At 63.7% G+C, this 23,635-nt stretch carries 19 protein-coding genes; 9 read left to right on the top strand and 10 right to left on the bottom strand.

The window, feature by feature from the left end; genetic code table 11:
• Nucleotides 1–290: 290 nt before the first annotated feature.
• The 5 genes from MSIL_RS08670 to MSIL_RS08690 form a co-directional block, all read right to left on the bottom strand.
• Entirely contained in the window at nt 291–1,040 is a 750-nt protein-coding gene (locus MSIL_RS08670) for an amino acid ABC transporter ATP-binding protein (protein WP_041367797.1), read from the bottom strand.
• Between the two features lie 30 nt (nt 1,041–1,070).
• Nucleotides 1,071–2,225: an amino acid ABC transporter permease gene (locus tag MSIL_RS08675; RefSeq protein WP_012590720.1), complete on the bottom strand. Its 1,155-nt coding sequence runs from the start codon at nt 2,223–2,225 to the stop codon at nt 1,071–1,073.
• A gap of 1 nt (nt 2,226) precedes the next feature.
• Complete coding sequence (locus tag MSIL_RS08680; protein ID WP_012590721.1) at nt 2,227–3,402, bottom strand: amino acid ABC transporter permease; 1,176 nt, start codon at nt 3,400–3,402, stop codon at nt 2,227–2,229.
• Nucleotides 3,403–3,449: 47 nt separating this feature from the next.
• Complete coding sequence (locus MSIL_RS08685; protein WP_041368802.1) at nt 3,450–4,463, bottom strand: amino acid ABC transporter substrate-binding protein; 1,014 nt, start codon at nt 4,461–4,463, stop codon at nt 3,450–3,452.
• Between the two features lie 410 nt (nt 4,464–4,873).
• The gene (locus MSIL_RS08690) at nt 4,874–6,265 is read right to left on the bottom strand and encodes an NAD-dependent succinate-semialdehyde dehydrogenase (RefSeq protein WP_012590723.1); all 1,392 of its coding nucleotides are present in this window, start codon (nt 6,263–6,265) and stop codon (nt 4,874–4,876) included.
• A gap of 334 nt (nt 6,266–6,599) precedes the next feature.
• Between MSIL_RS08690 and metC the strand changes: the two genes are divergently transcribed.
• From metC to MSIL_RS08710, 4 genes are all read left to right on the top strand, one after another.
• Nucleotides 6,600–7,787: a cystathionine beta-lyase gene (gene metC / locus MSIL_RS08695; protein WP_012590724.1), complete on the top strand. Its 1,188-nt coding sequence runs from the start codon at nt 6,600–6,602 to the stop codon at nt 7,785–7,787.
• A 91-nt stretch (nt 7,788–7,878) separates the two neighbouring features.
• Nucleotides 7,879–8,682: a hypothetical protein gene (locus MSIL_RS08700; RefSeq protein WP_012590725.1), complete on the top strand. Its 804-nt coding sequence runs from the start codon at nt 7,879–7,881 to the stop codon at nt 8,680–8,682.
• 225 nt (nt 8,683–8,907) lie between these two features.
• Nucleotides 8,908–9,231 carry a hypothetical protein gene (locus MSIL_RS08705; RefSeq protein ID WP_012590726.1) on the top strand — a complete coding sequence of 108 codons (324 nt, stop codon included), beginning with the start codon at nt 8,908–8,910 and terminating at the stop codon, nt 9,229–9,231.
• Nucleotides 9,232–9,592: 361 nt separating this feature from the next.
• Nucleotides 9,593–9,823 (top strand): hypothetical protein, encoded by a 231-nt coding sequence (locus MSIL_RS08710; protein WP_012590727.1) that lies wholly within the window; start codon nt 9,593–9,595, stop codon nt 9,821–9,823.
• Nucleotides 9,824–9,831: 8 nt separating this feature from the next.
• Here the strand turns inward: MSIL_RS08710 and MSIL_RS08715 are convergent, their stop codons facing one another.
• From MSIL_RS08715 to MSIL_RS08735, 5 genes are all read right to left on the bottom strand, one after another.
• On the bottom strand, nt 9,832–10,947 hold the full coding sequence (locus MSIL_RS08715) for a hypothetical protein (protein ID WP_041367800.1): 1,116 nt from the start codon (nt 10,945–10,947) through the stop codon (nt 9,832–9,834).
• Between the two features lie 131 nt (nt 10,948–11,078).
• On the bottom strand, nt 11,079–12,755 hold the full coding sequence (locus MSIL_RS08720) for a formate--tetrahydrofolate ligase (protein ID WP_012590729.1): 1,677 nt from the start codon (nt 12,753–12,755) through the stop codon (nt 11,079–11,081).
• Nucleotides 12,756–12,779: 24 nt separating this feature from the next.
• Nucleotides 12,780–13,721 (bottom strand): D-2-hydroxyacid dehydrogenase, encoded by a 942-nt coding sequence (locus tag MSIL_RS08725; protein WP_012590730.1) that lies wholly within the window; start codon nt 13,719–13,721, stop codon nt 12,780–12,782.
• A 246-nt stretch (nt 13,722–13,967) separates the two neighbouring features.
• On the bottom strand, nt 13,968–15,158 hold the full coding sequence (locus MSIL_RS08730) for an aminotransferase class V-fold PLP-dependent enzyme (RefSeq protein WP_012590731.1): 1,191 nt from the start codon (nt 15,156–15,158) through the stop codon (nt 13,968–13,970).
• A 165-nt stretch (nt 15,159–15,323) separates the two neighbouring features.
• The gene (locus tag MSIL_RS08735; RefSeq protein WP_012590732.1) at nt 15,324–16,589 is read right to left on the bottom strand and encodes a glycerate kinase type-2 family protein; all 1,266 of its coding nucleotides are present in this window, start codon (nt 16,587–16,589) and stop codon (nt 15,324–15,326) included.
• A 398-nt stretch (nt 16,590–16,987) separates the two neighbouring features.
• On the opposite strand from MSIL_RS08735, the gene MSIL_RS08740 reads away from it, so the two are divergent.
• The 5 genes from MSIL_RS08740 (at nt 16,988) to cutA (ending at nt 23,635) form a co-directional block, all read left to right on the top strand.
• Nucleotides 16,988–18,172: a malate--CoA ligase subunit beta gene (locus MSIL_RS08740; protein WP_041368804.1), complete on the top strand. Its 1,185-nt coding sequence runs from the start codon at nt 16,988–16,990 to the stop codon at nt 18,170–18,172.
• Between the two features lie 76 nt (nt 18,173–18,248).
• Nucleotides 18,249–19,175, top strand: coding sequence for a succinate--CoA ligase subunit alpha (gene sucD, locus MSIL_RS08745; RefSeq protein WP_012590734.1), 927 nt, complete (start codon nt 18,249–18,251; stop codon nt 19,173–19,175).
• Nucleotides 19,176–19,465: 290 nt separating this feature from the next.
• Nucleotides 19,466–22,225, top strand: coding sequence for a phosphoenolpyruvate carboxylase (locus tag MSIL_RS08755; RefSeq protein ID WP_012590735.1), 2,760 nt, complete (start codon nt 19,466–19,468; stop codon nt 22,223–22,225).
• Between the two features lie 72 nt (nt 22,226–22,297).
• On the top strand, nt 22,298–23,275 hold the full coding sequence (locus tag MSIL_RS08760; RefSeq protein WP_012590736.1) for an HpcH/HpaI aldolase/citrate lyase family protein: 978 nt from the start codon (nt 22,298–22,300) through the stop codon (nt 23,273–23,275).
• A gap of 54 nt (nt 23,276–23,329) precedes the next feature.
• On the top strand, nt 23,330–23,635 hold the full coding sequence (gene cutA, locus MSIL_RS08765) for a divalent-cation tolerance protein CutA (protein WP_012590737.1): 306 nt from the start codon (nt 23,330–23,332) through the stop codon (nt 23,633–23,635).

The raw sequence follows: 23,635 nt of genomic DNA on the forward strand, positions 1-23,635 counted from the left end.
CGTCCTTGCGCCAGCCTGCGCGGGCGCGCACATCGTCGCGCAAATCCTCAAGCGAGCGCATCGTGTGATCAAGCCCATTGTTCGGACCGGCCGCCTGGGCAGACGCACATTTTGTAGCGAGGCCATAAGCGCAGGCCACAGCTATCGCGGGCAGAATTAACTTCCCAAAAAACCTCATTGGACCCTCGCCCATACCGACTCGAGCGGAGCCGGCGCGCTACGCAATGAAGATATAACGCGCAAGCAAGCTCTGCCGTTCCGGGCCAATTGGCAAAAACTGGCCGGTCCTTTTACAAAATCTCGCCAAGGAACTGGCGCGCGCGCGGATGCCGCGGCGCCGAGAAGAAGTCTTCGGGCCGATTGATCTCAACGATCGCGCCGGCGTCCATGAAGATCACGCGATCGGCGACCTGACGGGCAAAGCCCATCTCATGCGTCACGCAGACCATGGTCATGCCTTCGCGGGCGAGCTGCACCATGGTCTCCAGCACTTCCTTGACCATTTCGGGATCGAGCGCCGAGGTCGGCTCGTCGAACAGCATGATTTTCGGGTTCATGCACAGCGCCCGCGCGATGGCGGCGCGCTGCTGCTGGCCGCCGGAAAGCTGCCCCGGATGTTTTTCCGCCTGGTCTGAAATATGGACCTTGCCGAGATAGTGCATGGCGACCGCCGCGGCGTCGCGCGGCTCCATCTTCAGCACATGGATCGGCGCGAGCGTGCAATTTTCGAGGATCGTCAGATGGGGAAAAAGATTGAAATGCTGGAACACCATGCCGACTTCGCGCCGCACCTCATGGATGTGGCGGAGATCGTCGGTCAGCTCCACGCCCTCGACGACGATGGAGCCGCTCTCATGCGCCTCAAGCCGGTTGACGCAGCGGATCAGCGTCGATTTGCCGGAGCCGGAAGGGCCGCAGACGACGATGCGCTCGCCGGCCGTCACCGTGAGATTGACGTCGCGCAAAGCGTGATAGGCGCCATACCATTTGTTGACGCCGATCATCTCGATCGCGACTCGCGGCGCGCGCGCCTCAGTCATGCCGGAAGCCAAACGCCAATTCTCCGATGCTTACCCTCGCCTCTCGTGCGAAAATCGCCGCTCCACGAACAGCGAATAGCGCGACATGGCGAAGCAGAAGACAAAATAGAACATCGCCGCGAAAGCATAGCCCGTTGTCGCAATGGTCGGGCCCGCCCAGACGGGATCGAGCCGCGCCGAATCGACCGTCCGGAGAAAGTCGAAAATGCCGACGACGGCGACGAGCGTCGTATCCTTGAACAGCGCGATGAAATTATTGACGACGCCCGGAATGACCGCCCGCAGCGCCTGCGGCAGGATGACGAGGCGCTGCGTCTGCCAGCGGCCGAGGCCCAGCGCCTCGGCGCCCTCGAACTGACCGCTCGGAATCGCCTGCAATCCGCCGCGCACCACTTCGGCCATATAGGCCGAGGCGAAGAGCGCGACGCCGATGAGGGGCCGCAGCAGCCGGTCGGGCGCGAGATTTTCCGGCACGAACAGCGGCAGCATCGTATTCGCCATGAACAGAACGGTGATGATCGGCACGCCACGAACGAGTTCGATGAAACTGGCGCAGGCGATGCTGAGCGCCGGCAGCGACGAGCGCCGCCCCAGCGCAAGCAGCACGCCAAAGGGCAGCGAAACGACCATGCCGACGATAGCGACGAGCAGGCTGACGAAGATGCCGCCCCAAAGATCGCTGGCGACGCGCGGCAGCCCAATGGAAGGGGCGCCATGGAGGAGCAGGAAGGCGACCACCGGATAGACGCCGAAGAACAGGATCGCGGCGAGATTGCGCCGCGCGGCGTCGAGCCAGAGCAGCCAGAAGATCAGCACGGCGCCGATCGCCAGCGTGACGTCGACGCGCCAGCGCTGATCGAGCGGATAGGAGCCGTAGGTGAAATAGGGCAGCTTGCGCCAGATGAAGGCCCAGCAGGCCCCGGCCCCCGGCGCGCGGCAGGCGGCGCCGTCCGGCGCCGACCAGACCGCGTCGAACACGAGGAAGCGCAGCAGCGGCGGCGTTATCAGCGCGATCAGAACGAAGGTCGCGACGGTGAGTAGACTGGCTCGCCAGCCGTCGAACAGATTGCCGGCGATCAGATCGATCAGCCGGCGGCGGCGCGGCGGCGGCGGCCGCGCCGGAATATGCCCCTGCAGCACATAGAGCGCATTCGCGCCGGGGCCGCCGCGAGCCTTGGCGGCCATGCTAGCGCTCCACCAGCGCGAAGCGGCGCCCATAGAGATTCATGGCGAGCGAGGCGAGGAGCGAAATCGCGAGATAGACCGCCATGGTGATGAAAATGACCTGCACGGCGGCGCCGGTCTGGTTCAGGACGGTTCCGGCGAAAACCTGCACAAGGTCGGGATAGCCGATGAAGACGGCGAGCGAAGAGTTCTTGATGAGGTTTAGATATTGGCTGGTCAGCAGCGGGACGATGAGGCGCATCGCCTGTGGCGCGATGACAAAACGGTTGGCGGCGGCGCTGTTCAGGCCGATCGCCGCCGCCGCCTCGCGCTGGCCGCGCGGCACCGCCTCGACGCCCGCGCGCACGATCTCGGCGATGAACGCCGCCGTATAGAGGCTGAGGCCGAGAACAAGCGCCACAAATTCCGGCAGCAGCCGCACGCCGCCGACAAAGTTGAAGCCCTTGAGCTCGGGTTGAATAAAGGCGATCGGCGTCCCGGCGCCGACGAAAGCCGCGAGGGGAAGGACAATCAGCACCGCCGCCGCGACGCCGCTGAAAAACGCCCGCGGCGGCGTGGCGAATTTGACCCGTTTCGGCGTCAGGCGCATTGCGATCGCAGCGAGGATGCTGACGGCCGCCGCGATCACGAGCCAAAAGGCGCCGGCCTCGAACACGGGCGCCGGCGCAAACAGGCCGCGATTGTTGAGAAACATCCCGAAGGGAAGCGGCAGCGATTGCTTTGGCGATGGCAGCGGCTTCAGGACAGCATTGTACCAGAACAGAAGCTGCAGCAGCAAAGGCACGTTGCGCACCGCCTCGACATAGGCCATCGCGGTTTGGCCGACGATCCAGTTCTTCGACAGGCGCGCGAAGCCGACGATAAAGCCGAGCACGGTCGCCAGCGCGAGGCTGACCGCGGCGACAAGCAATGTATTCAGCAGTCCGACGATAAAGGCGCGGCCATAGGTCGAGGCGGCGCTATAGGGAATGAGGCTCTGATTGATGTCGAAGCCCGCGACCTTGCCGAGAAAGCTGAGGTCGGTCGCAATGCCGCGCGCCTCCATATTGGCGCGCACGTCGATAAAGGCGAGGGCGGCGAGCGCCACAAAGGCCGCGACGAAAGCGATCTGCAACAGGACGGCCCGCGCCCTGGCGTCATACCAGAGCTCCAGCGCGGGATGGCGCCGAAGCTTCATCGCCCTGATTGGCGAAAGTCCATCGCCCCCTGCCGTCAAATGTGCGCCTATCGGATCGGCGGGGCGTATTGCAGCCCGCCCTTGGTCCAGAGCGCATTGATCCCCCGCTTGATTTTCAAAGGCGAGGAGTCGCCGAGATTGCGATCGAATATTTCGCCGTAATTGCCGACATGCTTGACGATCCGGTAGGCCCAATCGGCGTCAAGCCCGAGCGGTTCGCCGAAATTGCCTTCAAAGCCGAGCAGACGCCTGACTTCCGGCCGATCGGATTTGGCCTTTTCGTCGACGTTCTTGGAGGTGACGCCGAGCTCTTCCGCATTGACGAGCGCGAACAAGGTCCATTTGACGACGTTGAACCATCCATCGTCGCCCTGACGGACGGCGGGGCCGAGCGGCTCCTTCGAGATAATTTCCGGCAGCACCACGCTGTCTTCAGGGTCCGCGAGACGCTGGCGCTCGACATAGAGGCCGGAGGCGTCAGTGGTGTAGGCGTCGCAGCGGCCGCCCTCAAAGGCCCGCACCGCCTCCTCGGCGTTGGCGAAATTGACCGGCTCATATTTCATATTGTTGCCGCGGAAGAAGTCGGCGAGGTTCAGCTCCGTCGTGGTGCCCTGCTGGACGCAGATCGAGGCCCCGGACAATTCCAGCGCGGACGAAAGATTGAGCTTTTTGCGCACCAGAAAGCCCTGCCCGTCGTAATAGGTGATCCCGGCGAAGAGGAACCCCTGTCCCGTCTCGCGCGACAGCGTCCAGGTCGTGTTGCGCGAGAGCAGATCGACTTCGCCGGACTGCAGGGCGGTGAAGCGGTCCTTGGCGCTCAGCGCGATGAATTTGACCTTGGTCGGGTCATTGAAGATGGCGGCGGCGACCGCGCGGCAGAAATCGACGTCGAACCCCGTCCAGCCGCCCTTATCGTCGGGCAGGCCGAACCCCGGAACGCCAGGATTGGAGCCGCAGATCACATAGCCGCGCTTTTGCACCTGATCGAGCAGGCCCGCCTGCGCCCCCTGCGCGCACCCGATCATGAGCCCGAGCGCAAAGAGAGTTCTGACGACGTTCATTTTGAACATGCGAAACCATTCCAGAATTGACCCCCGCGCGCCGGCCTTTGGAAGGCAGGCGCGCAGACGCAACTAGAGGGCTTTGCGGAAATGGGTCAAGGGCGCTGGCGCAAGAGGCCAAAACACAAGCCGGCCCCACGGCGCCGCTCAGCGCCGCTTTGTGGCTTCACACGCCCGCATGGGCAAAACCTGCCGAAAGCCGACCAACCTCAATTCAGAGGCCGTTTAGAAATTCGGTTCTCCTCAACCTGAGGAGCCATTTCCTGAGAAATGGCGTCTCGAAGGATTTGGTCAGAGCGCACTGTTGGCGCCCTCGTGGTTCGAGACGGCCCCAGGGCCTCCTCACCATGAGGGCTTTTGGAGAAATCGGGCTTTTCCAAACGGACTCTAAGAGCTGCTTCGGGGCGAGGTCAGAACGGCGCGTCGATGTCGACGACGTCGATCAGCTTGTGATTGACGAACTCCTTGATGCCGAGCCCGATCAGTTCGCGGCCGTAGCCGGAGCGGCGAACGCCGCCGAAGGGCAAATCGGCCTTCACCATGGTCGGATGGTTGACGAAGACCATGCCGGTCGAGATTTTCCGCGCGACCTCGGCGCCGTGCTTCGGATCGGAGGTGAACACCGAGCCGCCGAGCCCGTAGGGGGAATCATTGGCGATGCGCACGGCGTCGTCTTCGTCCTTGGCGCGGAACAGCATGGAAACCGGGCCGAAGAACTCCCAGTAGCGAGCGGGATTATCTTCCGTGAAATCCGTAAGGATCGTCGGCTGCACGAAAGCGCCCTGATTGGGAACGCTGGGACCGACCTCGGTCGCCGTCGCGCCGTGGCCGACCGCCTCACGGATCTTGTCCTTTACCTCATCGGCCGCGCCCTGCGACGACAGGGGCGCCAGGGTCGTGCGTTCATCGAAGGGATCGCCCGCGCGCAGACCGGCCACCCCCGCCTTGTAGCGATCGAGGAAGTTGTCATAGACCTCGTCGACGATAATCATGCGCTTGGAGGAGACGCAGACCTGTCCGCCGTTCCAGTGACGTCCAAACACCGCCCATTTCGTGGTCTTTTCGAGATCGGCGTCGGCCAGCACGACGAAAGCGTCGGCGCCGCCCAGCTCCATCGTCGATTTTTTCAGCGCCTTGCCCGCCTGGGCCGCGACAACGGCGCCGGCGCCTTCGGACCCCGTCAGCGCGACGCCATGGACGCGCGGATCGTTGAGAATAAGTTCGATCTGGGAGCGCGTGGCGTAGAGGTTCTTGAAGGCGCCCTCGGGCAGGCCGGCGTTCCGCATCAAACTCTCGAAGGCGGCGGCGCTCTGGGGCACATTGGAGGCGTGCTTGAGCAGCATCGTATTGCCGGCGGAGAGTTGCGGCGCAAGGATGCGGGCGATCTGATAATAGGGGAAATTCCACGGCTCGATGGCGAGCAGCACGCCGAGCGGATCATGCACGAGGATCGCTTCCCCCTCGGCGGGATCGGCAACCGGAAGCTTTTCCGGCGCGAGCAGCTTTTCGGCGTGCACCGCGTAATATTCGAAGATGGCGGCGGATAGCTCGACCTCTGCCTTGGCTTCCGAAAACAGCTTGCCCATTTCGAGCGTCAGCAGCCGGGCGTAAGCGTCGCTCTCCTTGCGCAAAATATTGGCCGCGCTTTGGATGATTTTGGCCCGGCTGGCGAATGGAACGTCCTTCCACGACAGAAAAGCTGCGTGGGCGCTCTCGATCGCCCTCTCGACTTCGGCGTCGGCGGCGTCGGGAAAAGTCTTCAGTGTTTCGCCGGTATAGGGATTTATGGATGCATAGGCCACGATAGATCCTCCTCTTGCTTGGCGAGACGCCGGCGCGGAGCGGCGGCGGTCCGATGCGCCCTTATGAACTGCAACCTGACCACCCGGGCCGAGCGGTTTGCAAGGCGCGATTGCTCTCGCCATTCCAAAGCGCGGTCATTTATGCTTGATCCGAAATCCTGGCGTTTCAGACCGGCCTGCCCGCACTCCGCCTGAGATCTGCGGTTAGGCCTTTGTTTCAACGCATTTTCTGAGGCCAAACCACGCTTTTTTTGAAATGCTCTGAAGCGTGATCTTGACGTTTGCCGCGGCGCGGCAACAGTTTGCAGCGTATCAAAAGCCCGATTGGACGAGAATGACCGAGTCGACCAAAGACGATCACAAGGCGCTAAAGACCCGAACGAAGCTCGTTTACGCCGGCCGCCGCCCGTCCGAGCAATTCGGCTTCGTCAATACGCCGGTCTATCGCGGCTCGACCGTGCTGTTCCCCAGCTATCACGACCTCGTGACCCGCAATGCGCCCTTCACCTATGGCACGTCCGGCTCGCCGACGACCAAGGCGCTGACCGACGCATGGACCGAGCTCTGCGGAGCCGCCGGCGCGGCGCTCGCCCCGACGGGACTCGCCGCCATCACGCTGGCGCTGCTGACCGCGGTCAAAGCCGGCGACCACATCCTTGTCACTGACTCGATCTACCGCCCCTCGCGCATTTTCTGCGACGGCGTTCTCGCACGGCTCGGGGTGGAGACGGCCTATTTCGATCCGCTGATCGGCGCCGGGATCGAACAGCTGATCCGGCCGAACACCAGCGTTATCTTCCTCGAGACGCCGGGATCGCAAAGCTTCGAATTGCCCGACGTTCCGGCGATCTTCGCCATCGCGCGGGCGAAGGGGATATGCGCGATCCTCGACAACACCTGGGCGACGCCCCTGTTCTTCCCGCCGCATGAGCGCGGCGCGGACATGGCGATCGAGGCCGGCACAAAATATCTCTCAGGCCATTCGGATCTGCTGCTCGGCCTCATCTCCGCCACCGCCGAATGGCTGCCGCGCCTTTCCGCCACAGCTGACGCCTTCGCCATGTGCCCCGGACCGGAGGATGTGTTTCTCGCCCTGCGCGGATTGCGCACGCTGGAACTGCGGCTGCGCGAGGCGCAGGCGCAAGGGCTCGCCATGGCGCGCTGGCTCGAAGGACGCCCGGAAATTGCAGCGGTGCTGCATCCGGCGCTGCCCTCCTGCCCCGGCCATGCCTTATGGAAGCGTGATTTCTACGGCTCGACGGGCCTGTTTTCCGTGCTGCTCAATCCCTTTCCGCAAAAGGCGGTCGCCGCCATGCTGGATGGGCTGGAACTGTTCGGCATGGGATTTTCGTGGGGCGGCTTCGAGAGCCTGGTCATTCCATTCGACTGCCGCGCCTATCGCACCGCGACGCCCTGGTCGCCGCCGGGGCCGGCGCTGCGCTTCAACATCGGGCTCGAGGACGTCGAGGACCTCAAGGCCGATCTCGAGCGCGGCTTCGAGCGGCTGCGCGCCGCGAGCTAGAGCATCCGCCTAAAGACGAGGCCCGCGCGCTTGCCCTCGCCGCGCGGTTGTGGGCACATTCTAACGAAATCAATAAGGAGAACCGGCTGGCATGCATACGCTGCGGCTCGCGCTGCTTGGCCTCGCCGCATGTGTCGCGATCATCCTCGGCTGGGCCTACTGGCATGAGGCCGCGCGCGGTCCGGGCTCCGGGCGCGTCACTGAGCGTCAGGCCTCGCCGCAAGAGATCGCCGCCATGCGCCGGGCGATCGAACGGACGGTCGCCGGAACGCCCGATTACTCCGGTTTCTTCGAAACTCTGAAAGCCGCTTTCCCGGCCGAATATGAAGCCTTTCTGGCGCGCGCCGCAGAGCGCGCGGCGAGTGCGGGCGAGAGCGCCAGCGCCGACGCCCTGATGATCGAGGCCGCGCGCGGATTGAGGCGCTCGCATGGGATCCTCGCCGCGCAGGCGGATGGTCCGGCGCTGGATCGCTATTTCGACGCCAGATACGCAATGCTTCATGCGTTGGCCGCGAATGATCAGGGGCTTTGCGTCGCGTTCCTCTACGGCGGCGGCCATGCCGATTTCGTAGGTTTTTCGCGCGATCACCGCGCCCTGCTCGCCGCGCTGGCCGCCGCGGGCCTCAACGCCATCAGCGACGGCAAGGATAAACGCGGCGACCGCGAGCGGCCGACCGAGGAGGATTTTCACACGCTGGAGAATGCGCTGCGCGCGCAAGGCGTCTCCAACGCCGCGATCGCGACGCTTCTCGACGGCAAGGTTTTAAACCCGCCGCTCAGCGACGGCGAAATGTGCCAGGCCGGCGAAATCTATCTCAAAACGCTCGCCGCTTTGCCAGAGGCGCCGCGGCGGCGCATCTACGGCTTCGCCGTTGAACTTATGGCGCGCTCCTGACGCGCAAAAACCCCCAGCCAAAAAATCCCAAATCATAGAATCCGGGCGCCGCCGGATAGCGCGCTTGGTTGCCATATTGCGGGTTCGCGCGCAGGGCGATCGCGCGCATCACGTTCGCGCGAGGCCCCGACTTTGGCATTGCCAATATCAATATGACCATTCATATTGAAGCTTACTGGCGGACAGTCAGCGCCGCCGATGCAGTCCAACAAAAGAGCAAAGATCATGAGCGCCTCGAAAAATCTCATCTGCGCCGCCGCCGTCTTGGCCTTCGGCGCTATCGCCCAGCAATCCGCCGTCGCCGGCGTCGTCGACCCGGGCCAGTCCTTTGTCGACCGCGTGTCCGGATCCTCGGCGCCTGCCACCGTCGACGGCCAGCAGGTCGGCGCGCTTCCCCAGAGCGAACGCGCGATCGCCGCGAGCGCCTATTACGGCGAATATAACACCGGAGCCGCCGCTGAGCGCCGCGACATTTTTGTCCGGACCCAGGGACAGGGTTTTGCCGAACGGGCCGGCTTTGGCGGCGTCAACAGCGGCGCGGCGCGCTAATTCAGGCGTCTCCTGTATTGGAAACGAGGCGCGCAAGTCCTCAAGCTTGCGTGCGTCAATATGTCCGGTCACATCGATCGGCTAAATCCTGACGGCGGTAACCTATCGTCCCGAAAGAGTCTGACCAAGCGCTCAAAGAATGAGTGGCGGCCGAGTCGCCAAAAAATGGTCACGCCACAGACTCATGTTGCGCGAGCTTCGCCGTATCGACGCCGCATCTTAAGGTTCCCATAACCCTATCGGCCGTTCGCGAACATGCCGCTGCGGCGCAGCAATTCTTTGGCGCAACGAAACCTCGCCGGGATTGAGGCGTTAGAATGCAGTTTCATGCTCCTGCGGCCGCAGCAGGGGGGAATTAGGGATGCTGCACAAAATCGGGGAACTCAAAGCGCAGCGCGAGCAGATCGCGCTGCTCGTCCGCCATTCTGAAGATGATTTGACGGAAGTCAGAAATTCGCCGGCCCTCGGCGGCCGCAGCCGGTCGATCCTGCTGCAGCTCGAACGCAGGCTTCAGGCCAATCGCAAGGATCTTGCGGCGCTCGACGCGCAGCTTGCCAGGGTGACGAAGGCGTCGGAAGCGGTCGAGAGATAGAACCAAAATCAAGCCGGCGGCCGTAACCGTTGCAGCGCGGGCGGCGCGTTGGCGTCGATCCAGCTGTCGATCGCGCCGATTTTCCTGTTCAGCGCGATGCCAAGGCCGATGATGGCGAGACCGACGGCCGACAGCGCGAAGGAAAACAGCACGACGTGATCGAACACGTCATAGGCGAGATGGCCGAGATAGACGCTGACGCCGATTGCGCCAAACACCGCATAGACGCGCCGGCGCAGGAACACGGCAAGGAACACAAGCGCGATATTGATGAGGCAATAGGTCAGCGCCAGCCATTCGCCCGAGCTGGCGCGAAAGGTGAGGCCGCCCCAGAAAGCGGCGGCGGCGGCAAGGTGCAGCCAGAAGGCAAAATCCCCCGCCCTGCGCCATTTGACGTCGACGAACCAGGCAAGGCCGATCAGCGCAAGGCCGAACCAGAGCGAAACCTCCCGCCGCAGTTCATAATCGTCGTAACGGCCATGCGTCAGCAGCGCGCCAAGGTCCATCGACATGAACCAGAGCGCAATTGCCGCGATCATCGTCAGGAACGCAAAAGGAAAGAAGCGCAGGGCAAGCAGGGTCGCTGCGACGGCGGCAAGCTCCATAAAGAGCCAGTTGCCGTTGATGAGCGGCACGAAATCGCTGTAGGCGTGGCGACCGATCGCATCTTCGCTCCAGAGGCCAAACGACTCCTGTAGTCCCCAGATCGCCATCGGCGTCATGGCGACGGCGATGGTGATCGCAAGTCCGCCGGGGATCTTGAGATCCCTGCGCCGCCAAAGATGATCGCCGAGAAAGACAAAGAAGGCTGCGTAGCAGACCGCGACCAAGGCCAGCCCCGGGCCGCCAAGCGCGTTGAACGCCTGATTGATGAACACGGCCATCGCCGCGATGATGACAAGCGCGCCCGCGTACCAGAGCAGATGGATGACGTCGAACCGGGCAGGTTCGGGAGCAGCAGCCAAACCCTCCAGCCGCTCTTGGCCCTGGGGCTGCATTTTTTGCGCGCGGCCGAGCAGAAACGCGTTCAGTCGCTGATAATCGTCCTCGGAAAGAACGCCGGCAGCGCGGGCGGCGGAAAGATCATCCTCGGTGAACAAGCTGTCAGCCCCTGCGCCTGCCATGGCGGCCCGCTTGTTCAGCTTTTGCGACTCTGCGCGCTATGCGCAAGCGCACGCATGCAAAAAAGCCGGCGAAGGCGCGCCGGCTTGATGTTGAGTCCGAGACTCCGATGCTTGGGGCGTCTCGCGATGGCCTAGAACAGCCCGACGACCTCGCCCTTTTCGTTGAGGTCGATCTTGGTCGCCGAGGGAATTTTGGGCAGCCCCGGCATGGTCATGACGTCGCCGCAGACGAGCACGATGAACTCCGCTCCGGCCGCAAGCCGGACCTCGCGGATGTTGATGTCATGGCCCGTCGGCGCGCCGCGCAGCTTGGCGTCGGTCGAGAAGGAATATTGCGTTTTCGCGATGCAGATCGGGAAATTGCCGTAGCCGCTCTCTTCAAGCTTCTTGATCTGGTTGCGGACCTTGGCGTCGGCCGTCACCTTGGTCGCGCCATAGAGCTTGGTCGCGACCGCCGTCGCCTTGTCCCACAACGAGGCGGAATCCTCATAGACGAAATGGAAGTCGCTCGGGACCTTGTCGATCATCTCGACGACGACGCGGGCCAGATCTTCGGCGCCCTTGCCGCCTTCCGCCCAATGGCGGCAGACGACGATTGGCGCGCCAAGATCAGCGACGCTCTTCTTCAACAGATCGACCTCGGCCGCGGTGTCCGCTGTGAAATGGTTGATCGCGACGACAACAGGCAGTCCGTAATGGTTGCGGATGTTGTTGATATGGCGTTCGAGATTGGAGAGCCCCTTGCGCAGCGCATCGAGGTTTTCCGTGTTGAGCTCCTTGAGCTCCACGCCGCCATGATATTTTAGCGCACGAATCGTGGCGACGATGACGACCGCCTGCGGCCGCAGGCCCGATTTGCGGCATTTGATGTCGATGAATTTCTCCGCGCCAAGATCAGCGCCGAAGCCGGCCTCTGTCACGACATAGTCCGACAGTTTGAGCGCCGTCTTGGTGGCGAGCACCGAATTGCAGCCATGCGCGATATTGGCGAAGGGACCGCCATGGATGAAGGCCGGGTTGTTCTCGAGCGTCTGCACGAGATTCGGCTTCAAAGCGTTCTTGAGCAATACCGCCATCGCGCCGTTAGCCTGTAGATCGCGCGCATGGACGGGCTTCTGGTCGGTCGTGTAGCCGATCACGATGGCGCCGAGACGCGCTTTCAAATCCTCGATCGAATTGGCGAGGCAGAAAATCGCCATCACCTCCGAGGCGACGACGATGTCGAAACCGTCCTGGCGCGGAAAGCCGTTCGCCGTGCCGCCGAGGGCGATGGTGATGTCGCGCAGGGCGCGATCGTTCATGTCGACGACGCGCTTCCAGGCGATCCGGCGCACGTCGATGTTGAGTTCGTTGCCGTGATGGATGTGATTGTCGATCATCGCCGCGAGGAGATTGGTCGCCAGCGCGATGGCGCTGAAGTCGCCGGTGAAATGGAGATTGATGTCCTCCATCGGAACGACCTGCGCATAGCCGCCGCCGGCCGCGCCGCCCTTCATGCCGAATACGGGTCCGAGCGAAGGCTCGCGCAGGCAGATCGAGGCCTTTTTGCCGATGCGGTTCAGCGCGTCGCCGAGACCCACCGTCGTCGTCGTCTTGCCTTCGCCGGCCGGCGTCGGGCTGATCGCCGTGACGAGAATGAGCTTTCCGTCCGGACGGTCTTTCAGGCTGTCGACATAATCCAGCGAAATCTTCGCCTTGAAATGTCCGTAGGGTTCAAGATGCTCGTCGTCGATGCCGAGCTTTTCCGCGGCGACTTTGGTGATGCGCTCCATTGTGGCGCGCTGGGCGATTTCAATATCCGAGGCCATGGCCGCTCCTAAAACAATCTGAACTCAGGCTTCAACGACATTCTGCGGTTTGCCGGCGGCGAAAGCCTCGACATTGTCGATCAACTGGTCAGCGAGAATTTGCATCGCTTCGCGGCTCGCCCAGGCGACATGCGGCGTTAGGAGAAGGTTCGGCAATTTGAGATCGAGCAGAATATTGCCCTGCTTTGGCGGCTCGACGGTCAACACGTCGAAGCCGGCGCCGCCGATCTTTCCCGCGGTCAGGGCGTCGGCAAGGGCGGCTTCATCGACGAGGCCGCCGCGCGCCGTGTTGATGAGCAGCGCATCGGGCTTCATCATGTCAAGTTCGCGCGCGCCGATCATGTTCTTGGTGTCCGGCGTCAGCGGCGCGTGCAGCGTGATGATGTCGCTGCCCTTGATCAGCGTGTCGAGGTCGACGAGGCCCGGCTGCGGAAAGACGTCATAGGCCAAGATCTTCATGCCGAAGGCTTCGGCGATCTTGCCAACCGATTTGCCGAGGGCGCCGTAGCCGACGATGCCGAGCGTCGAGCCGCGCATGTCGCGGATCGGATGGTCGAAGAAGCAGAACTGATCGCTCTCCTGCCAGCGGCCGGCGCGCACGTCGTCGACATAGGGCACGACGCTGCGGCGCAACGCGAAAGCGAGCGCGAAGACATGCTCGGGCACGGTGTTGAAGGCGTAGTTGCGGATGTTCGACACGGTAACGCCATGAGCCTTGGCGTAGGTCTTGTCGATGACGTCGGTGCCGGTCGCGGCGACGGCGATGAGCTTCAGGTCCGGCAATTGCGCGAGGGTCGCCTCCCGCAGCGGAACCTTGTTGGTGATTGCGATCGTCGCGCCCTTGAGGCGCTCGACAATCTGGTCCGGCGCGGTGACGTCATATTCCCTGTAGCTGTGCGGAAAGTCCGGCGGCCGCACATTGGCGTCAAGGGTCGAACGGTCGAGAAAGACGATCGAATGTGTCACGGCGCTCCCTTTTGTCTTTGGATGTTATTGACGTGAACGGGTTTGACGGCGCGCGGCCGGCCCCCGCAAGAGCGGCCTCCACGCGACTATGCGGCCAGCCGCATCCCCTAGCAATAACGCAAAGGAAGCGGCCCGGCGCAGGAGGGATCGCGGCAGAAGAGGCGAGTTCATCCGCGTCGACCGCCGATCCGCCCGCGACAAAATGCGCCGCGCGAAAAACGCGCGGCGCTTTGGCGAGGTGAGCGGTCAGGCCGCCTTTTCAGCCTTGACGGGAGCAGCGGCGCGATAGAAGGACTGCGCCGCGCCGACGCCGCTGCCGAGCGTGACCGGGATGCCGACGTCGGCCATGGCCATTTCGGCGCCGGCGAGCGCGCCGAGCACCATCAGTTCGTTGAGGTCGCCAAGGTGGCCGATGCGGAAGACCTTGCCGGCGACCTGCGACAATCCGGCGCCGAGCGACAGATTGTAGCGGCTATAGGCCGTGCTGATGACCTGCACCGCATTGAACTGCGGCGGCACGACGATCGCCGTCACCGTATCCGAATACCACTTCGGCTCCTTGGCGCAGGGGGTAAGGCCCCAGGCCTTGACCGCGGCGCGCACGCCGCCGGCCAAATGGCTGTGGCGCACGAAAATATTCTCAAGGCCTTCGTCCTCGATCATTTTCAGCGATTCGCGGAGGCCATAGAGCAGCGGCAGCGGCGGCGTATAGGGGAAATAGCCGGTCGCATTGGCCTTGATCATGTCGTCGAAATCGAAATAGCAGCGCTTCGACGTTGCCGTCTTGGAGGCGGCAAGCGCCTTCTGGCTAACGCCGAGCACGCCAAGGCCGGCCGGCAGCATCAAGCCCTTCTGCGAGCCAGACACGGCGAGGTCTACGCCCCATTCGTCCTGACGGAAGTCGAGGCTGCCGAGCGAGCTCACGGCGTCGACGAACAGCAGCGCCGGGTGGCCGGCGGCGTCCATCGCCTTGCGCACGGCGGCGATATCGCTCGCAACGCCCGTCGCCGTCTCATTGTGCGTCGCGGTCACGGCCTTGATCTGATGCGACTTGTCAGCGCGCAGGATCTCTTCGATTTTCTCGGGCTTGACGCCGGTGCCCCATTCCTCTTCGAGGATCTGCACGTCGAAGCCCATCCGCTGCGCCATGTCGATCCAGAGATGGCTGAACTGGCCGAAGCGCGACATCAACACCTTGTCGCCGGGCGACAGCGTGTTGTTGAAGGCGGATTCCCAGGCGCCGGTGCCGGAGGAGGGGAAAAGAAAGACCTGGCCGTCCTTGGTCTTGTAAATCTTCTTCAGATCCTGGAACAGCGGCAGAGTCAGCTCGGGGAATTTGGGAGACCGGTGGTCCTCCATCGGCACGACCATTGCGCGCGCGACCCGCTCCGGGACATTGGTCGGTCCTGGGACAAAAAGAAAGTGACGGCCCGGCATTATGTATCCTCCATTTGCACTACTTTGGTAGTATCCACGAAAAAGCCGACAATCTCAAGTCACCGGCGATTGCTTGACCAGCCAGGCGAATGGCCAGAGAACTCGGTTTATACTCGCAATGTGCTGCCGCGGCGCCGCGAGCCGGCGCGAAACTCAGCGGCAGTTCTATCGAGCCACTAAAATGGCGCGGAAATCATTGACGTTTGTTCGGGTCGGCCCGGTAACGATCAGATGATCGAGCGCAGCGAAGAAACTATAGCCGTCATTATCGGCGAGCCGCGCCTTGGCGCTGACGCCGGCCGCCGCAGCTTTGGCGAGACTGTCCGGAAACAAAAGCGCGCCGGCGTTGTCTTCCGTGCCGTCGATCCCGTCGGTGTCGCCGGCGAGCGCATAGACGCCCTTATGGCCGTCGAGCGCGACGCCAAGCGCCAGCAGGAATTCGGCGTTGCGCCCGCCCCGCCCCGATCCGCGCACGGTGACGGTGGTTTCGCCGCCCGAGATCAGAACGCAGGGCGCCGGCGCCGGCTGATCGAAATGATAGACCTGCCGGGCGATGGCGGCATGCACCAGCGCGACGTCGCGGGCCTCGCCCTCGATGTCATTGGCGAGGATCAAGGGCGCGGCGCCGGCCGCACGTGCGATTGCAGCCGCGGCCTCGAGCGACATTTGCGGCGTCGCGATCATCACATTCGTCACGCCGGCCAGCTTTGGATCGCCGGGCTTCAACGTTTCGGACTCCGGTGAGCGCAGATAGGCGCGCACATGATCGGGCGCCGCGATCTGATATTTGTCGATGATGGCGAGCGCGTCGGCCGAGGTGGTCGGATCGGCGACGGTCGGACCCGAGGCAATGACGCTCGGATCGTCGCCCGGAACGTCGGAAATCAGCAAGGCGAACACCCGCGCAGGAGCGGCCGCGGCGGCGAGCTTGCCGCCCTTGATCGCCGAGAGATGTTTGCGCACGCAATTCATTTCGGAGATGTTGGCGCCGCTCTTCAAAAGAGCCTTGTTGATGCCCTGCTTGTCGGCGAGCGTGATCCCTGCCGCAGGCAAAGCGAGCAACGCCGAGCCGCCGCCGGAGATCAGGCACAGCACCAGATCGTCAGCCGTGAGCCCCTTCACCGAGGCCAGGATGCGTTCGGCCGCCTCCCGCCCGGCGGCGTCCGGCACCGGATGGCCCGCCTCGATCACCTCGATCCGGCGGCAGGGCGCGCCATGGCCGTAGCGGGTGACGACGAGGCCTTCAAGCGGGCCGTCCCAATGATCCTCGACAGCCTTCGCCATCGCTCCTGCCGCCTTGCCGGCGCCGACGACGATGGTGCGTCCTTTCGGCCGGGACGGCAGATGCTGCGGCAGGCATTTCTCGGGCGAGGCCGCGCTGACGGCGGCGTCGAACATGTCGAGAAGAAGCTTGCCTGGATCGAAGGTCATGCGAGTTTGGAATCCGCGCTTGGTATTAGTCCGGCCGTTATCCGCGCTTTTCCCGACTGCTGCAAGGCATAGCGGGGCCGACGGACGCCTAAATAAACTGAGGCGCGCCTAAAAAAAATAAAGGAGCGCCGCAAGCGCTTCTCAAGCTATAACATCGCCCTATCCGAGACGGTGTTTTGTGGCCTGCGCGGCCGCGGCTTATGTCGCCGTCTGCGATGGCCAAGGGAAAAAAGGGCTGCTAATCTTCGCGCGCTTGCGCCGTCGGCTCGACGCAAGCGCGCCGGCTCAACAAGGACGGCTTGCGTCCTGCGGCAGTGTTCTTCGGCGCCGCAACAAAAAGATGAGACGGCCGGGCAGCCCGCGCGAAGCGGAGCGCTCTCAATGTGGAGGAGGGGAAGCTGGACATTCACGAATATCAGGCCAAGGAGATCCTGGCCAACTTCGGGGTCGCAACCCCGCGCGGCGCTGTCGCCTACAGCCCCGATCAAGCCGTCTATTGCGCAACCGAACTCGGCGGTTGGCATTGGGCCGTCAAGGCCCAGATCCACTCCGGCGGGCGCGGCAAGGCGGGCGGCGTCAAGCTGTGCAAGACCTACAATGAAGTGCGCGCCGCTGCCAGCGACATGCTCGGCAAGACGCTCGTCACCAACCAGACCGGCCCCGAAGGCAAGATCGTCCAACGCGTCTACATCGAGGCCGCCGAACCCTTCGATCGCGAGATCTATCTCGGCTTCGTGCTCGACCGCAAAGTGGAGCGCGTGCGCATCATCGCATCGCGCTTCGGCGGCATGGAGATCGAGGAGATCGCCAAGGAACATCCGGAAGAAATTCTCCAGGTCGTCGTCGAGCCAGCCGTTGGGTTGCAGGCGTTCGAGGCGCGCGAGCTCGCCTTCGGCCTCGGCCTCAATCTGAAGCAGGTCAGCCGCGCGGTGCAGAGCATGCTCGGCTGCTATCGCGCCTTCCGCGACCTCGACGCGACCATGGTCGAGATCAACCCGCTTGTGGTCACCAAGGACGACCGCGTGCTGGCGCTCGACGCCAAGATGTCGTTCGACGACAACGCGCTGTTCCGGCGCAGCGCCATCTCCGACATGCGCGATCATTCGCAGGAGGATCCGCGCGAGGTCCAGGCCGCCGAACACAATCTCAACTATGTCGGACTCGACGGCGACATCGGCTGCATCGTCAACGGCGCCGGCCTCGCGATGGCGACGATGGACATGATCAAATATGCCGGCGGCGCTCCGGCGAACTTCCTCGACGTCGGCGGCGGCGCGTCGCCTGAGCGCGTCGCGGCCGCGTTCCGCCTCGTGTTGTCCGACCGCAACGTCAAGGCGATCCTCGTCAATGTGTTCGCCGGCATCAACCGGTGCGATTGGGTCGCCGAAGGCGTCGTCCAGGCCTGCCGCACCCTCAACGTCAATGTTCCTCTTATCGTGCGTCTCTCCGGCACCAACTTCGCGGCCGGGCGCGAGATCATCGTCAACAGCGGGCTGCCGATCATTTCAGCAGACACTCTCGCCGACGCCGCCCGCGCGGCGGTCGAAGCGGCCGGGCAAGCGCCGGCCAGAAGCCTGAACTGAACAAGATCAAAAGCCCTTTCGCGCCGCAATTTTTAGATTTCATTGTGGCGCAATCGGCTTTTAGGAGAGCTGCGAGATGAGCATTCTAATCGACGAGAACAGCCGCGTCCTGGTGCAGGGTTTTACCGGCGACAAAGGCACTTTCCACGCCAAGGAAATGATCGAATGCGGCACCAATGTCGTCGGCGGCGTGACGCCCGGCAAGGGCGGCGCGACCCACCTCGGCAAGCCGGTGTTCAACACGGTCAAGGACGCGGTTCGCGCGACCGGGGCCAATTGTAGCATCACCTTCGTTGCGCCGGCCTTCTGCGCCGACGCCATCATGGAGGCCGCGGACGCCGGCATCGGGCTCGTGTGCTCGATCACCGACGGCATTCCGGCGCAGGACATGATGCGGGTCAAGCGTTATCTGTTGCGCTATCAGCGCGGCCGCCGCACCCTGATGGTGGGGCCGAACTGCGCCGGCATCATCAGCCCCGGCAAAGCCATGCTCGGCATCATGCCAAGCAACATCTACATGCGCGGCTCGGTCGGCATCGTGTCGCGCTCGGGAACGCTCGGCTATGAGGCCGCCGCGCAAATGAAAGAGCTCGGCATCGGCGTCTCGACCAGCGTCGGCATCGGCGGCGACCCGATCAACGGCAGCTCCTTCCTCGACCATTTGATCCTGTTCGAACAGGATCCCGAGACCGAAGCCGTGATGATGATCGGCGAAATCGGCGGCCCGCAGGAAGCCGAGGCCGCGGCCTGGATCAAGGACAACATGACAAAGCCGGTGGTTGGCTATGTCGCCGGCCTGACCGCGCCCAAGGGGCGCCGCATGGGCCATGCCGGCGCGATCATCTCCGCCTCCGGAGACAGCGCCGCCGAAAAATCCGAGATCATGAAATCCTACGGCCTCACCGTCGCACCGAGCCCGAGCGAGCTCGGCGCAACCATGGCCCGGGTGCTCGGCCGCAGCACGACGCCAGCCAAGGCGCCCGAAGCCGTAGCCGCGCATTAATCTCGACCATGACGCGCCGCGGCGGCCACGTCGCCGCGGCCCCGCCGGCCACGCTCTCCGGCGCCGTTTGCGGGATCGCGGCGCAAGACGCCCGCCCGCCCGATTGAAGCCGCCGGCCGGCCCGCGGCGAGACAACCGCGCCGCGACAGGACGGCTCAGGCCGCAGCCGATCGCGACGGAGGATGCAACCTCCGCACTCGACCACGTCAAAAGGGGAGGCTTCGCAGCGCCAATGACCGCTAAACGCAAATTCCACGCCGGCCAGCTCAAATCCCAAGGAAGCGCCCGCCATGACTGAGCTGCAAGCCGAACGGCGCCTGGAACAGGCCCTGAGCGTTGTCGACGTCAGCGACGGCGCGCCTTCCGGCGAGCGTATCGCCGCAATTCTCTACCAGCTGTTGCTTGAGGTGGTGCAGCGCCATCATCCCGAAATCGCGCCGGTGCTGTCCGGCGAGACGGTGTTGCAGAATGCGGCTCCGGAGGTTCTGTCGCGTGTTTTTCAGGCGCATGGCATCTGGTTTCAACTGCTCTCCATCGTCGAGCAGGACGCCGCCATGGGCGAGCGCCGCCGGACCGAGCGCGAGCTCGGCGAACAGGCGGTTCCGGGCACTTTCGCCAATGTGATCGCCAAGGCGGCGAAGCTTGGCGTTCCCGCCGCCGACATCGCCGAGAAGCTGGGCCGCACGCGGGTGCGCCCGGTCATTACCGCGCATCCGACCGAAGCCAAGCGCGTCACCGTGCTCGAAAAGCACCGCCGCATCTATCGTCTGCTGGTCGAGCTCGAGCAGCCGCGCTGGACCGGCCGCGAACGCTCCGGCATCATCGACCAGCTGCGAGACGAGATCGAACTGTTGTGGATGACCGGCGAATTGCGGCTGGAGAAACCCTCGGTCGAGCAGGAAATCGCCTGGGGTCTGCATTTCTTTCATGAGACCCTGTTCGAAGGCGTGCCCGAACTTTTGAAAAAGTTCGACCGCGCCTTGAAACGGTTCTACCCGAGCGAAAATTTCGCGCTGACGCAATTCTTCCAGTTCGGCTCCTGGATCGGCGGCGACCGCGACGGAAATCCCTTCGTCACCAACAAGGTGACGCGTCGCGCGCTGAGGGAGAACGCCAAGGCTAGCCTTCGCTTTTACGAACAGCGCCTGTTCAACCTGATGAAAAGCCTGTCGATCTCCGAGCGAGCTCTGCCGCCGCCCTCGGGTTTTCGCGAGGCGCTGAACCGCGCGCTCAGCGATAGCGGCGACGGCGCCGGAATCGCGCTGCGCAATCCCGGCGAGCCCTATCGCCAGTTTCTGTACTGCGCGCACGCCAAGGTGAAGGCGACGCTGGCCCTCTACGAAGGCGAACGGACGCCGGGCCCGCATTACATCAGCGCGGACGATCTCATTTCCGATCTCGCGGTGACCGAACAGGCGCTCGCAGAGAGCGGCAGCGTTGGCCTCGCGCAAGATCTCGTGCGTCCGGTGCGTTTCGCCGTCGAGGCGTTCCGCTTCCGCACGCAAAGGCTCGATCTGCGCGAAAACACGACGAAGCTGACGTCAACCCTGCAGGCCTTGTGGCGCGCCATGCATACGGAGGCCGACGGCGAGCCGCCGGCCGTCGAATCGGACGAATGGAAGGCCTGGATCCTCGCCGAGCTGGCGCGGCCGCGCATCGGGCCGCCGGTCTATCGCGCGCTGCCGCCGGAAGCCGAGGAAACGCTCGGAATGTTCAAGCTCGCTCGCGACCGCGACGAGGAATTCGACCGCGAGGCGTTCGGCAGCTTCGTGCTCAGCATGACGCGCTCCGCCGCCGACGTGCTTGGCGCCTATCTGCTCGCCAAGGAGGCCGACCTTTATCATGACGCAACGCGCGTCGAGGCCTGCACGCTGTCGATCACGCCGCTGTTCGAGACCATCACCGACCTTCGCGCCGCGCCGCAGATCATGCGCGAATTGCTGTCGCTGCCGCTGGTGCGCCGTAGCGCCCGCATGCAGGGCGGCGTGCAGGAGGTCATGATCGGCTATTCCGACTCGAACAAGGACGGCGGATTTCTGTCCTCGAATTGGGAGCTTGCGAAAGCGCAGGACAAGCTCGCCAAGATCGGAGCCGAGGCGGGCATTCCGATCTCGTTCTTCCACGGACGCGGCGGCTCGGTGAGCCGCGGCGGCGCGCCGACCGCGCAGGCGATCGCGGCGCAGCCGGCCGGCTCGATCCAGGGGCGCCTGCGCGTCACGGAACAGGGCGAGGTGGTGTCGTTCAAATACGCCAACAGGGGAACCGCCGCCTTCCAGATGGAGATGCTGGGATCCAGCGTGTTCGAGCATACGCTGACCTTGGAGCGCGCCGCGCCCGCCCTGCGCGCCGAATTCGAGGAGGCGATGGAGGCGTTGTCCGGCGCCTCGCACGCCGCCTACGCCAATTTCATCAATCATCCGGACTTGTTGACCTATTTTCAGTCCGCGAGCCCGCTCGATGAAATCTCGATGCTGAACATCGGATCGCGTCCGGCGCGGCGGTTCGGCGCCCGCACGCTGTCCGATCTGCGCGCCATTCCCTGGGTGTTCGCCTGGGCGCAGAACCGCCATGTCATCACAGGCTGGTATGGCGTCGGCAGCGGCATTGCCAGCTTCCTCGACGTGCGCAAGGAGCGCGGCCTGACGCTGCTGAAGCGCATGTTCGCCGAATCCGACCTGTTCCGCATGATCGTCGGCGAGGTGGAGAAAACCCTCGGCATGGTCGATCTCGACATCGCCCGCGAATATGCCGGGCTCGTCTATGACGACGACGTGCGCGAGACGATTTTCGGCATGATCGAGGCCGAATACAGGCTGACGCGGGCAAACATCCTGAAGATCACCGGCGAGGAAGAAATCGCGCAGCGTTTTCCGGCCTATCGCTCGCGCCTCGAAACGCGGCTCAAAACCATCAACAAGGTCAATCGCGAGCAGGTCGAACTGTTGCGAAACTTCCGCGCCAGCACGAATGAATTGAGCAAGGAAGCCTTCAAATCCAATCTTCTGCTGTCGATCAACTGCATTTCAAGCGGTCTTGGCGCCACCGGGTGACATGACGATCGTCTTATCAATGCCGCCGTCGCGGATCGCGCGGCCAACATACTCTCGAAAGGAACCACACGGATGAGCTTCACGATCATTGAACAGGCGACGCCGCGCCTGCACCGCTCCGAACTCGCTGTTCCCGGCTCGAACGTCGGCCTGTTCGAAAAGGCGGCCTCCTCCGCCGCCGACATCGTCTTCCTCGACGTCGAGGACGCGGTGGCTCCGGACGATAAGGAGCAGGCGCGCAAGAACATCATTCAGGGCCTTAATGAGATCAATTGGGGCTCGAAGACCATGATGGTGCGCATCAACGGCCTTGACACCCACTACATGTATCGCGACGTGGTCGACATCGTCGAAGCCTGCCCCCGCCTCGACATGATCCTCATTCCAAAAGTCGGCGTGCCGGCCGACGTCTACGCCATCGACATGCTGGTGACGCAGATCGAAGCCGCCAAGAAGCGCACGAAAAAGATCGGCTTCGAAGTGCTGATCGAGACGGCGCTCGGCATGGCCAATGTCGAAGCCATCGCCCAATCGAGCCCGCGTCTCGAGGCGATGTCCTTCGGCGTCGCCGATTACGCCGCCTCGACGCGCGCGCGCACCACCGTCATCGGCGGCGTCAACGCCGACTATGGCGTGCTGACCGACAAGGACCCCAATGGAAACCGCCAGTATTTCTGGGCCGATCCCTGGCACGCCGCGCAGACGCGCATGATGGTCGCCTGCCGCGCCTATGGCCTGCGCCCGATCGACGGCCCGTTCGGCGATTTCTCCGATCCCGACGCCTTCATCGCCGCCGCCAACCGCGTCGCCGTGCTCGGCTATGAAGGAAAATGGGCGATCCACCCCTCGCAGATCGAACTCGCCAACAAGGTGTTCACGCCGTCCGACGCCGAAGTCACCAAGGCGCGCCGCATCCTCGCCGCGATGGACGACGCCGCGAAAGCCGGCAAAGGCGCTGTTTCGCTCGACGGCCGCCTGATCGATATCGCCAGCATCCGCATGGCGGAAGCGCTGCTCGCCAAGGCGGGTTCGATCGGCATCGCCGCCTGAGCGCTTGAATCCTGCAACGGCGGCGCGGCCCCGCTGCGCCGCCAGGTTGTTTAGATGAAACTCTTCTACGTCACGCTCAACACGATCGATGAAGCGCGCCGGATCGCCCGCGCCGCGCTGGAGCAGCGCGTCGCCGTTTGCTGCAACTGGTTTCCGATCACCTGCGCCTATCGATGGGACGAGGAAATCAAGGAGGAGCCGGAAATCGTGCTTCTCATCAAGACGCAGGACGGCAGGCGCGCGTCCATTGAGGCCATCGTCGGCAGCGTCGTCGATTACGTCAATTGCATTGTCGAGCTTGCGCCTTCCTCCGTCAATACAGCCTTTCTCGATTGGCTCGATCGCGACGCGCCCTCGTGA

It is taken from the genome of Methylocella silvestris BL2 (assembly GCF_000021745.1).
In the GTDB taxonomy this organism is placed as follows: Bacteria; Pseudomonadota; Alphaproteobacteria; order Rhizobiales; family Beijerinckiaceae; genus Methylocapsa; species Methylocapsa silvestris.